The 11,139-nt window shown below is 71.4% G+C and carries 13 protein-coding genes and 5 tRNA genes; 9 read left to right on the forward strand and 9 right to left on the reverse strand.

The features are described from left to right. Positions 1-175: 175 nt before the first annotated feature. Both ABIE67_RS09735 and ABIE67_RS09740 read left to right on the forward strand, forming a co-directional pair. A complete protein-coding gene (locus ABIE67_RS09735; protein WP_004002642.1) occupies positions 176-589 on the forward strand; it encodes an SsgA family sporulation/cell division regulator in 414 nt (137 codons plus the stop codon). 297 nt (positions 590-886) lie between these two features. Next, a complete protein-coding gene (locus ABIE67_RS09740) occupies positions 887-1,447 on the forward strand; it encodes a CGNR zinc finger domain-containing protein (RefSeq protein WP_370255890.1) in 561 nt (186 codons plus the stop codon). 109 nt (positions 1,448-1,556) lie between these two features. Here ABIE67_RS09740 and ABIE67_RS09745 read toward each other — a convergent pair whose 3' ends face one another. Then, the gene (locus tag ABIE67_RS09745; protein WP_370255891.1) at positions 1,557-1,709 is read right to left on the reverse strand and encodes a hypothetical protein; all 153 of its coding nucleotides are present in this window, start codon (positions 1,707-1,709) and stop codon (positions 1,557-1,559) included. 154 nt (positions 1,710-1,863) lie between these two features. Next, complete coding sequence (locus ABIE67_RS09750; protein WP_370268400.1) at positions 1,864-2,307, reverse strand: hypothetical protein; 444 nt, start codon at positions 2,305-2,307, stop codon at positions 1,864-1,866. 249 nt (positions 2,308-2,556) lie between these two features. Here ABIE67_RS09750 and ABIE67_RS09755 point away from each other — a divergent pair, with 249 nt between their 5' ends. Next, positions 2,557-3,081 carry a DsbA family protein gene (locus ABIE67_RS09755; protein WP_370255892.1) on the forward strand — a complete coding sequence of 175 codons (525 nt, stop codon included), beginning with the start codon at positions 2,557-2,559 and terminating at the stop codon, positions 3,079-3,081. A 67-nt stretch (positions 3,082-3,148) separates the two neighbouring features. On the opposite strand, the gene ABIE67_RS09760 is transcribed toward ABIE67_RS09755, so the two are convergent. The 3 genes from ABIE67_RS09760 to ABIE67_RS09770 form a co-directional block, all read right to left on the reverse strand. Continuing rightward, positions 3,149-3,973: a GNAT family N-acetyltransferase gene (locus ABIE67_RS09760; RefSeq protein WP_370255893.1), complete on the reverse strand. Its 825-nt coding sequence runs from the start codon at positions 3,971-3,973 to the stop codon at positions 3,149-3,151. A 73-nt stretch (positions 3,974-4,046) separates the two neighbouring features. Next, positions 4,047-4,868, reverse strand: a complete 822-nt coding sequence (locus tag ABIE67_RS09765) for an aminotransferase class IV (RefSeq protein ID WP_370255894.1) — start codon at positions 4,866-4,868, stop codon at positions 4,047-4,049. Then, positions 4,865-5,992 (reverse strand): chorismate-binding protein, encoded by a 1,128-nt coding sequence (locus tag ABIE67_RS09770; RefSeq protein WP_370255895.1) that lies wholly within the window; start codon positions 5,990-5,992, stop codon positions 4,865-4,867. The genes ABIE67_RS09765 and ABIE67_RS09770 overlap by 4 nt, the downstream gene beginning before the upstream one ends. Before the next feature lie 177 nt (positions 5,993-6,169). Between ABIE67_RS09770 and ABIE67_RS09775 the strand changes: the two genes are divergently transcribed. The 5 genes from ABIE67_RS09775 (at position 6,170) to ABIE67_RS09795 (ending at position 6,653) form a co-directional block, all read left to right on the forward strand. Continuing rightward, positions 6,170-6,242 (forward strand) — tRNA-Gly (locus ABIE67_RS09775). A 39-nt stretch (positions 6,243-6,281) separates the two neighbouring features. Beyond that, positions 6,282-6,355 (forward strand) — tRNA-Cys (locus ABIE67_RS09780). A 1-nt stretch (position 6,356) separates the two neighbouring features. After that, positions 6,357-6,428 (forward strand) — tRNA-Val (locus ABIE67_RS09785). Positions 6,429-6,446: 18 nt separating this feature from the next. Next, a tRNA-Val gene (locus ABIE67_RS09790) sits at positions 6,447-6,518 on the forward strand. A 63-nt stretch (positions 6,519-6,581) separates the two neighbouring features. Then, positions 6,582-6,653 (forward strand) — tRNA-Val (locus ABIE67_RS09795). Positions 6,654-6,701: 48 nt separating this feature from the next. On the opposite strand, the gene ABIE67_RS09800 is transcribed toward ABIE67_RS09795, so the two are convergent. From ABIE67_RS09800 to ABIE67_RS09815, 4 genes are all read right to left on the reverse strand, one after another. Continuing rightward, positions 6,702-6,992: a zf-TFIIB domain-containing protein gene (locus tag ABIE67_RS09800; RefSeq protein ID WP_078916175.1), complete on the reverse strand. Its 291-nt coding sequence runs from the start codon at positions 6,990-6,992 to the stop codon at positions 6,702-6,704. A gap of 80 nt (positions 6,993-7,072) precedes the next feature. After that, the gene (locus tag ABIE67_RS09805; protein ID WP_370255897.1) at positions 7,073-8,026 is read right to left on the reverse strand and encodes a phosphotransferase family protein; all 954 of its coding nucleotides are present in this window, start codon (positions 8,024-8,026) and stop codon (positions 7,073-7,075) included. 668 nt (positions 8,027-8,694) lie between these two features. Then, on the reverse strand, positions 8,695-8,892 hold the full coding sequence (locus tag ABIE67_RS09810; protein WP_370255898.1) for a hypothetical protein: 198 nt from the start codon (positions 8,890-8,892) through the stop codon (positions 8,695-8,697). Between the two features lie 198 nt (positions 8,893-9,090). Next, entirely contained in the window at positions 9,091-9,375 is a 285-nt protein-coding gene (locus ABIE67_RS09815; RefSeq protein WP_370255899.1) for a hypothetical protein, read from the reverse strand. A gap of 196 nt (positions 9,376-9,571) precedes the next feature. Here ABIE67_RS09815 and ABIE67_RS09820 point away from each other — a divergent pair, with 196 nt between their 5' ends. Then, on the forward strand, positions 9,572-11,005 hold the full coding sequence (locus ABIE67_RS09820) for a protein kinase (RefSeq protein WP_370268403.1): 1,434 nt from the start codon (positions 9,572-9,574) through the stop codon (positions 11,003-11,005). Positions 11,006-11,139: the final 134 nt, after the last annotated feature.

An 11,139-nucleotide genomic window follows, 5' to 3' on the forward strand; every position in this document is an offset into this window, starting at 1 on the left:
GGAGGGAAACCAGTCACCGGAATGGGCGTACCTCGCGAACGGGTTCTCGGCCGGAAGAGTTACGTAAACACACGCAAAACTCTCAGAGGGGTTTACAACGGCACCGTAGGTGGCATGTCGATTTCGCCGACGTGCGAATCCCCGAGCGCACACTGAGCGAAAGGCCCTGGCGCTTATGAACACCACGGTCAGCTGCGAGCTGCACCTGCGCCTCGTTGTGTCGAGCGAGTCCTCCCTGCCTGTCCCCGCAGGCCTGCGGTACGACACGGCCGACCCCTACGCCGTGCACGCCACCTTCCACACCGGAGCCGAGGAAACCGTCGAGTGGGTGTTCGCCCGCGACCTTCTCGCGGAGGGCCTCCACCGGCCCACCGGAACCGGCGACGTCCGCGTCTGGCCGTCGCGCAGCCATGGCCAGGGCGTCGTCTGCATCGCCCTGAGCTCTCCGGAGGGCGAGGCCCTGCTCGAGGCCCCTGCACGGGCCCTGGAGTCCTTCCTGAAGCGAACGGATGCCGCGGTGCCTCCCGGAACGGAGCATCGGCATTTCGATCTCGACCAGGAGCTCTCGCACATCCTGGCGGAAAGCTAGGGCGAGGCCCCACAAGCCGCCCGGCGCCGTCGACTCGGGGAGACGGCACGGGCCAACACAACTGCATACGGCACGCAGCAGCGCCGCCTCCGCTCCACGGGGGCGGCGTTGGTGCGCCCGTGGCCAGTGCCCCGCCCGGGTCCCGTTCGGCGGGAACCGTCGGGGGAACCGTCGGGCCGTCCGTGGCGTTGTATTCGAAGGCGCGTGCGGACGCGGCCGGTGTGTGGGCACGGAGAGCCACTACCATCGGCCAGCATCGGCGGGCGCCCCGCCCGACCCCAGGCCAGGGAGCGAAACGTGCTGATCACCCATGACACCCGGTGTGCGCTCGATGCCGTGGTGGATCTGGTGAACACCTCGCCGGAGGGCGACGAGACGCCGGACGGACTGCCGGACGTCGCGGCACTCGCTGAGTTCGTACGAAAGCACGAAATCAGTGATGTCGGTGTCCTGTCCGCGTTCGATCTGTCGGCGGTACGCAAGGTGCGCGGGCGGTTCGCCGCGATCTTCGCGGAGCCCGACGCCCGGATCACGGCCCAATTGATCAACGAACTGGTCGCCGCCGCGGGCACCACGCCCCGGCTCACGGACCACGACGGCTACGACTGGCATGTCCACTACTTCGCCCCCGGCGCCTCCGTCGCCGACCACCTGGCGGCCGACTGCGGCATGGCGCTGGCGTTCTTCGTGGTGGCCGGGGAGCAGGAGCGACTGCGGCGCTGTGAGGCGCCGGACTGCCGGCACGCCTTCGTGGATCTCTCCCGCAACCGTTCGCGGCGGTACTGCGACAGCCGTACCTGCGGCAACCGTCTGCATGTGGCCGCATACCGGGCGCGCCGCAAGGAAGCGGCCGGCTGAGCGGCGATCGCCGACCGGGGCGGCACGACGGGGTTCGACGCGAGGTACCGGCACGACAGGTGTGTCGACGCGGCCCCCGGCGGGTGGCGCCGGGGGTCGCGGGTACGGCTCAGAGCAACAGCAGATCGTGCAGCGCACCCATGAGCAGCAGACACCCGATCACCGCAAGGAAGATCATCAGCGGTGGCTGGGAGAGGGCGAAAAGGCACCCGCGAGGCTCGTCCTGAGCCGGCGCGGCATCGCTCTGTGTCGTGTCCAGCATCTCGCGCCGATGATGGCGCAGTTGCCCCTCCCGGCGCGATCAACACGCCCGGAATGAGCGGGAGTTCGCTGGATTCCGTGATGTCCGGTTCGAGTCGTGATCGCTTACGGCCGGGCGGCGACCCACTGTGTCGTTTCAGTCCTGCGCGCGGCCGTCATATGCCGTGCTTCTTGAGGATCGCCTCGATGTCGCTGAAGTCGTCCGAGGCCTCGGCCCGGGGTGCGGTCGCGGGCCGGGCGGTCTGCCGGGAGCCCGCCCCCAGCGAGGGCGCCGAGGCCGCCGGGGCGACCGCGTCGCGCTGCGCGGCGGCGCGGGCCTCGTTGCGCTCCTTGCGGCTGCCACCGCGGCGGCGCTCCACCGCGCGGGTACTCGCGAACAGCAACCAGGACACGCCGAGGACGCCGAAGCCGGCCCAGGCCGTCGGACTGAACGCGGTGTCCGCCAGCCACTCGACGACACCGGTCATCACCAGCCCGAGGGGCACCAGCGAGTACGCGACCATACGTGTGGCCGCGAGGAAGCGCTTGCGGTACGCCGTGACCGCCGCGATGCCCAGGCCGGCCGCGGCGACGGCGGAACAGACGGTCTCGGCAATCATCCGGTCCTCCAGGGCAGGCTGGGTCGGGCGGGGCACTTTCGTCCCTTCCATCCTGCACCGTGCCGACCCCGCCCGGCCATGCATCGGTGCGACATCAGGGACATCTCCGGGTCGTCTCCTCCGCAGGTGCCGGTCGCCGGCGTACGGCCGGGGCCGGACGGCACGGAGGCCGGACCGACGCCGACCGCTCGCCCGCCGAAACACCAGGTCGGATTGGGTCGCCCGGGCCGGTGCTGGGAGACTGGGGCCATGAGCGACTCCTCCCCCGACCGTCCCGCCGCCCCCGTCCTCGACATCTGGTGCGAGCTGCAGTGCCCCGATTGCCGTAGTGCCCTGGACGACGTCCGTGCCCTGCGTGCCCGTTACGGCGACCGGCTGGAGTTGCGGCTGCGGCACTTCCCGCTGGAGAAGCACAAGCACGCCTTCGCCGCCGCGCAGGCCGCCGAGGAGGCCGCGGAGCAGGGGCAGGGCTGGCCGTACGTCGAGGCCGTGCTGGGCCGGGTAGAGGAGCTGGACCGCAAGGGAGAACCCGTCCTGGTCGAGGTGGCCCGGGAACTCGGCCTGGACGCCGAGGAGTTCGACACCGCGCTGATCGACGGCCGGCACATCCTGATCGTCGACGCCGACCAGGCCGAGGGCAAGGCCATCGGCGTGACCGGCACCCCGACGTATGTGATCGACGGCGAGCGCCTCGACGGCGGCAAGAGCCAGGAGGGGCTGCGCGAGCGTATCGAGGAGATCGCCGACCGGCTGCTGGCCGAGCGGAGCGCCTGACCTTCGACCGGGACCGTGGCCGGGCCTCGCCCGCGGCCCCCGCCCGCGACCCTCGGCCGCCGGACCGCTACAGCAGCGTCTTGTAGAGGGCGTACGTTCTCGTCTCGTAGCCCAGTGACTCGTAGAGCCGCTCGGCGGGGGCGTTGTCCGCGAAGACGTTGAGGCCGATGCTCCGGTGCCCCGCGGCGATCGCCTGGGCCTCGGCCAGCAGCATCAGCGAGCGGCCGTGTCCCTTGCCGCGGTGGGCCGCGTCGGTCTCGACGTCGAAGACGTAGGCGCCGCCGTCGCGCGCCGCCACCCACAGAGTGCCCACAGGAATGCCCTCGTGCTCCAGGACACTCAGGAACGTGTCCGGAGTGCGCGGCCCGTCCGGCAGCAGCGCGGCGTGGTCCCGCTCGGACCTGGCCCGGGCCTCGGCCTCGGGCACCCCGCGCTCGGCCCAGCTACGGATGTAGCCCTCCTGGCTCTCGTCCAGCCAGAGCCCGTACTCGGCCTCCGTCATGGGACGCGCCCGGCTGCCCGGGGGCAGTTCGGGCGGCGTGTCGCCGAGCTCCTTCCGCATGCCGCGATTGCGTACGACATAGCCGAGCGCCGTGGCGAGACGCAGCGCCGGGGCGGCGTCACCGGGGATCGTCGCTTCGATACGCCGGCAGCCCCAGCCGCGCGCCACCTCCTCCGCGGCGAGGGCGGCCACCGTGCCGCGGCCGCGACGCCGGTCCGGTTCCTCTATCCGCAGCTTCGATATCCGGGCCACCGCGTCACCGAAGAGGGGATGCGTGCCGAGGTGAAGGGCGCCCACGGGACGACCGTTCACACACACCTGGTAGCGGCGCGAACGGGTCCCGTCCTCGTTGTGCTGAAGCGGCTCGGTCGGCCGCAGGGTCGTGGTCATCAGGGAGGTTCTACCCGCCTCGACGCCCGGGAGCAGTCGAATATCCGCGCCCGTTCCGTTCCACCCGTGCCCGTTACGGATCCAGGTCGTTTCCGGACCGCTCCTCGAAGATCCGCATGGCCTTGGCGGTCACCGGGCCGGGCGCGCCCGGCAGTTCGCGGTCGTCGACCCGGTGCACGGCCTGCACGTCCCTCAGGGTGGAGGTGAGGAAGACCTCCTGGGCCCGCTGGACGACGTCCAGCGGCAGGTCGGTCTCCTTGGCGCCGGTCCATTCGACCGCCAACGCGCGTGTGATGCCCGCGAGGCAGCCCGAGGCGACCGGCGGGGTGTGGATCTCGCCGTCCAGGACGACGAAGACGTTCGACCCCGTGCCCTCGCAGAGCTGCCCGACCGTGTTGCCGAACAGGGCCTCGGAGGCGCCGTGTTGGTGGGCGCGAGCGAGGGCGACGACGTTCTCGGCGTACGAGGTCGTCTTCAGACCGGTCAGCGCGCCGCGCTCGTTGCGGGTCCAGGGCACGGTGATCACGGCCGTGGAGTCGGGACGCCGGGTGGTCTCGCCGAGGGCGACGACGAGGGTCGGGCCGTGCTCGCCGCGGTCGGAGCCGAGGGGCCCGTGGCCGCCGGTGTAGGTGATCCGCAGCCGGCCGAGCGGCATCGGGTTGGCCTCCAGGACGGCGGCGCAGGCGCGGCGGACCTCGTCGTGGTCGGGCTCGGGCAGACCGAGACCGCGCGCCGAGCGCGTGAGCCGGTCGAGGTGCCGGGTCAGCGCGAACGGACGGCCGTCCACCGCCTTCACCGTCTCGAAGATGCCGTCGCCCACGGTCAGCCCGTGGTCGAAGACGGAGACACGGGCGGACTCGATGTCCTGCAGTCCGCCGTCGAGCCAGATCTTCACTGGTCCCCACCTCGCACATCCATGCCGGGGACCTGGCTGCGACCGGGGGTCCGGGGGTCGCCCCCCGGGCCGGCACAGCACGATTGCGGTCCCTCTCCACTCACCTCGTACACGCCCGACGCTACCGCGAGCAGCCGGGACGCCTTCAGCTCGGTCTCCCGCCACTCCCCCTCGGGGTCCGACCCCCAGGTGATCCCCGCACCGGTGCCGAACCGCAGCACCCCCTCGCCCCGGTCGATCCAGAACGTACGTATCCCCACGGCCAGCTCCCCCGTGCCCCGGTCGGCGTCGACCCACCCGATGCCACCGCAGTACGGCCCGCGCGGCACCGTCTCCAGCGCGTCGAGGATCCGCAGGGCGCTCGACTTGGGCGCGCCGGTGACCGAGCCGGGCGGGAAGGCGGCGCCGAGCAGCTCGGTCCAGCCGGCGCCGGGGCGCAGCTCACCTCGCACGGTCGACACCAGATGGACGAGCCCCGGATGCTTCTCCACGGCACACAGGTCGGGGACGGTCACGGTCCCGGTGGCACACACGCGGCCGATGTCGTTGCGCACCAGGTCGACGATCATCACGTTCTCGGCGTAGTCCTTCTCCAGCAGGTCCGCCTCGGTGCGCCCGGTGCCCTTGATGGGCCCGGACTCGACGATCCGCCCGTCACGCCGCAGGAAGAGTTCGGGGGACGCGGTCGCGATCTCCACGCCGTACTCCGGCAGGCGGATCGTTCCTGCATAGGGCGCCGGGTTGCCGCGCGCCAACAGGGCGGTCAGGGCGTCCACGTCGGCGTCCGGCGCGACCGGCGCGCTCAGGACCCGGCACAGGTTGGCCTGATAGACCTCGCCGGCCGCGATGTGCTCGCGGATGCGCCGTACACCCGCCGTGTACGCGGCGCGGTCGAGAGATGACACCCAGTCATCGGCGGTCGGCCCGGGCCAGCGGCCCGGCACCGGCGCGGGCACGGGCTCCTCCCGTACGTCCCGGAAGCGGGCGCAGGTCAGACCGCCCTCGAAGTCGGCGCAGACGGCCCAGAATCCGCTGGAGTCCAGGGCCGCGGGGTCGCTGGTGACATCGAGGAGGCCGGTGGCGACGCGGTCGCCGAAGCGGGCGAGGGGAGGGAGGTCGAGCACGCAGTCGAGTCTATGGCGGGTGACCTGCGGGTGACCTGGCCATGTCCCTTGGGGGGCTCCGGCAGGTCGCTGAGCAGGTGAAGCGCAGCACGCTGCACAAACGCGTTTTTGTACTGGCCCCGGAATCCGCTAGAGTTCAACACGTCGCCGGGCCGCGGGAGCGGAACGAAACGACAGGCGGACGTAGCTCAGTTGGTAGAGCGCAACCTTGCCAAGGTTGAGGTCGCGAGTTCGAACCTCGTCGTCCGCTCGAAGGAATCAGGGGATCTTCCCGAACCCCTACACTCCTGGTGGAGTGGCCGAGAGGCGAGGCAACGGCCTGCAAAGCCGTCTACACGGGTTCAAATCCCGTCTCCACCTCCAAGGACGATTAGCTCAGCGGGAGAGCGCTTCCCTGACACGGAAGAGGTCACTGGTTCAATCCCAGTATCGTCCACTGGATCTTCGGATCCCCGCGCGATTAGCTCAGCGGGAGAGCGCTTCCCTGACACGGAAGAGGTCACTGGTTCAATCCCAGTATCGCGCACGCAGCACCCCGTGATCTTCGACCCGTGATCCTCCTCGGATCGATGGTCGGTCACGGTCCCGAGGACGATTAGCTCAGCGGGAGAGCGCTTCCCTGACACGGAAGAGGTCACTGGTTCAATCCCAGTATCGTCCACACACCGAAGCCCCCGGTCCTGTGACCGGGGGCTTCTTCGTGGCCGGATCAGCTGGAGAACAGCATGTGGCCGAAGCTCTTGTGACGCTTGTGGCCGTAGTGCCCACCGTGGTGGCCGCCGTGCGGGGCGCCCCAGGCGGGGGCCTGCGGTGCGGCCGGGTACGCCTGCGGGGCTGCCGGTGGCGGTGGGGCCGGCTGGGACCACTGGGACTCCAGGCGGGTCAGCGACTCCAGCTCGCCGTAGTCGAGAAAGATCCCGCGGCAGCCGCTGCACTGCTCTATCTGGACACCGTTGCGGTTGTACGTGTGCATCGGGGCTCGGCACTTCGGACACTGCATGGTCGGCTCAACTCCTCGCCGGTCGGTCCTGCTTCGCGTATCGCCAGGACAGACTCTGTCCGGCTGCGGTCGGTTGCACACTACTTTGCGTATCCCTGGGCCAACTCAGGGGGGACAGTAGCCATTCGGTCACAAGCGTCCACGAGGGACTGCTCGACCTCGTCCAGGGGACGGCCCTCGGCCAGGCCCTTGGTGATCGCCCGGGCGGCCGTCTGCACGGTGAGGGCACGGGCCGGGATGTCCAACGCGGGCCAGGGGTCGCCCTCCGCGGGAACGGCCGGCCCGCCGGCGGCGCGGTACGCAGCGAGGAAGCGATGCCATTCCTCCGGCGACAGCAGCCCACAGGCGAACCACGCGGCCGGCCGCCCGAGATCCCAGGCCGGCACGCCGACACCGAGGTCGTCGACGTCGATGAGCAGCCAGGGACCGTCCGGGGCCGGGTGCCGGACGAGTTGCCCGAGGTGGAGGTCGCCGTGGCAGAGCGTGCCGGTGTCGGGCTGCGGGACCTCGGCGCGGGCCCAGGCGGGAAGGGTCCCCCAGGCACGGAGAACGGCAGCGGCGGCGTTGGCCATGTCTCTGTTTATGGCCGCCACTGCGCGGAGACGGGACACGGCGAGGGCGGCTTTGACAGGGCCGCGCATAGGGGGCAGCGCGACGGATGCCGGGGTTCGATGGAGGCGGGCGAGCAGCGTCGCCGCCTCCTCCCAGGGGGCCGCGTCGGGATCGCCGGGGTCCACGGGGGTGCCGTACGGCCAGAACGTCACCAGCCGGCCATGCAGGTCGACGGGTTCGGGGCTGAGCGGGGCGAGAAGCAGGCCGGACAGGTGCGCGGCGGTGATGAGGCGCAGGGTCAGCTCGGCGGGGGTGCTGCCCGGGGCGTGCGCCTTGGCGACGGTGCCGGCGTGACGGACGACGGTGGCGTCGGGCCGGTCGGCGAGCGTGACGGTCGCTCCGCAGGGACAGGCGGACGTACGTGAGTGTGCCGCGGCCTTGGCTCGTGCGGTGAGGGCGGGCAGGAGCGGGTTCGAGGTCACGGGGGTCCTTGGGTGCGGAGGATCTGGGGCGAGGGTACGCGGCGTTTCAGCTGGGCCCGGTCGTACGGTGAAACAGCCGGATCCCTGAGCGCCCGGCGCCGACGTGGCCCAGAGGCGCGTCGCACCGCCCGGCACCACCGACGCACCACCCACGCCCACCCGTGCCGCCCCAGCGGCACGACTGCCCGCGGCTGCTGGCATAAACGGCCCGTGAGGACGGGGCCTGAGCGAGGCTCGGGGCTGGGCGTTCCGCTCAGCAGTCGCTCCCCACCGCAAAGCGAACCGGACTCGACGTCTACGTACCCGCGGCCCCGACCCACGACGAACCCTCAGGCGCAACGCGCACCCCCCAAAGGCCGCGCAGGCCGCCGCAGGCATCTCAGGGGCACGGGGCTATATCACTATGAGGCTCCGCCGCGTGGGCGCGACCAGCCCCAACAGACCCGCACCCGCCCTCCGTGAGAACTCGGCAGACACGTAGGCGCCCGGCCCAACCGCCGGAGGCAAGCAGGCAACCCACAGCCCCCTCCCCCCGACCCAAAAAGCAATGCCGGCGCAGCTCCCCAGCTGCGCCGGCATTTGTGCCGTCCGCCGCACCCCCCGTCCCCACGGGGTTTCATGGGTGGATGTCCCCGCCCGGACCGCTCTTCCGGGCCTGGGGTCGCCGCTCAGCGCCCCAGCATCACGCCCACGGACGACGCCTGTGTGGCCACTGTCTCCCAGCCGTCGAAGACGAGAAGGAGAAGGGCCGCCAGGGGAAGGGCCATGAGCGTCGCCACCAGGGGGTGGCGGCGACCCTGACGGCGGGGGCGCAGCATCGTGCGCTGCTGTGTGCGGATCAGTGTCCGCGGTGCCGTCTGGGCCATGGTCCCTCTCCTGACCTGTGTCAGTTGTCGTTGGCAGCGGCGGGTGTCTGACCTCGGGGGACGAGTGCTGCACCCGCCGCTTGACCTCAAATCTAGGCGTCCGGCGCTCCCCGCACGTCATGCCCTCGTACCGATTGCCGGGCCTCCCGGAGGATGAGCCATGACCTGCGGAGTACTCCCCTGGGTGGAGACGAGGACCTAGGTCTCGGGGTCTTCCCGGAGGGGACGCCCACTCTGCCCCGCTTTCTCCGCTTTCTCCGAGCTGTCCTCACGCGGCACCGGCTGCTCGACCAGCGCCAGGACCCGGGTCGCCATGAAACGGGCCGTACGCACGACCGAACCGCTTCTGGTGACTTCGCTCACTTCCACGACACCTCGGCGCACCGCCGTCTCCACCCGGCGGCCCGCCCTGCTCGCCACCACCTCGTACGTGCGCGTCGTGTCCCCTGCGTCCACGACTATCTCCACGCGATCACCCTTCACGGGCTCAATCCCCCTTCTGCGATGGATGGTTGGGGGACGAAGCACCGCTAAGTCGCCCTGCTCGCCCGCCCCCTGACCACCTTTCAAGTCTCCCACCCACCACTGACAATCCATCGCTCCGAGAGGGCGCGGCCTCTGCGCACGGCGGCCCCTGGAAACGTAAGCTGTGGCTCGTCACACGGACCGGGCAGCGGGGATGAACATGGCGATGATGCGCCTGAGGCGCGAGGACCCGCGCGTCGTCGGCTCGTTCAGGCTTCACAGACGACTCGGCGCGGGCGGCATGGGCGTCGTCTACCTGGGCTCCGACAAGAAGGGGCAGCGGGTCGCGCTCAAGGTGATCCGGCCCGACCTGGCGGAGGATCAGGAGTTCCGCTCACGGTTCGCGCGTGAGGTCTCGGCGGCCCGGCGGATTCGCGGGGGCTGTACGGCACGGCTCGTGGCCGCGGATCTGGAGGCGGAGCGCCCCTGGTTCGCCACGCAGTACGTGCCCGGCCCGTCCCTGCACGACAAGGTCGCCGACGAGGGCCCGCTCGGCGCGGCGGAGGTCGCCGCCGTCGGGGCCGCCCTGTCCGAGGGGCTGGTCGCCGTCCACGAGGCAGGTGTCGTACACCGGGATCTCAAGCCGTCCAACATCCTCCTCTCCCCCAAGGGCCCGCGGATCATCGACTTCGGCATCGCCTGGGCGACGGGGGCCTCGACCCTCACGCATGTCGGTACGGCCGTCGGCTCCCCCGGCTTCCTCGCCCCGGAGCAGGTGCGCGGCGCCGCCGTCACCCCGGCCACGGACGTCTTCTCGCTCGGCGCCACGCTCGCCTACGCGTCGATGGGCGACTCACCCTTCGGGCACGGCAGTTCAGAGGTGATGCTGTACCGCGTCGTGCACGAGGAGGCGCAGCTGCACGGCGTGCCGGACGCCCTGGCTCCGCTGGTCCGGGCCTGTCTGGCGAAGGACCCGGAGGAACGGCCCAGCACGCTTCAGCTGTCGCTGCGTCTCAAGGAGATCGCGGCCCGGGAGGCTCAGGGACTCGGGGACGTACGCCCGCCCGCGCCGCGTTCCGCGGAGGCGGACCGCCTGACCGGACGGCTCGCCGACACCTACCCGGAGCAGCAGCGTGCCCAGCGCCGCCAACAGGGCACTCCCCCGCCGCGTGGCGCGGCCCCGCGCGGCAACGGTCCGTCCCGGGGGCCCGGTCCCGCGCGCGACGGGATTCCTCCGTCGAGGAACGGCAGCGCCGCGAACGGCGGTACGGCGACATCCCGGTCCGGGACCCGGTCGACGCCCGCCTCGCGCAACACCCCACGGTCGGGCAACGGCGGCCGACCGGCTCCGCGCAACGGTGCCGGTCGGCCGGCGCCGCGGAACACGGGAACGGGTCGGCGGCCCGCCAACCCGCAGCTGCTGCGGCAGCGGCTGTTCGTCTTCGTCGTGGTGACGCTGCTCGTGGCGCTCGGCATCGCGGCGGCGCAGGGCTGTCAGGGGCCGCAGCGCGGTCTCGGTGGCGACGGGGACGTCGTACGGCCGCGGCATGACGAGCAGGTGGAGCCGGACTACAAGCCGCTGGACGACAGGGACCTCATGTCCGAGCGGTACGAGTCGACGTTCGAGCTCTCCGAAGGGGCGGGCTGAGCGGCAGCCCCGAGGTCGGCGGCGTCTCCGCTCGGACGGACGTCAGAGGCCGGGCAGGATCCGTTCGAAGAACTCCCGGTCGCCCTCGAAGACCGGGGCCAGGGACAGGAACTCCCCTGGCTCGATCCCGCCGC

Origin of the sequence: Streptomyces sp. V4I8 (assembly GCF_041261225.1) — a bacterium.
GTDB lineage: Bacteria > Actinomycetota > Actinomycetes > Streptomycetales > Streptomycetaceae > Streptomyces.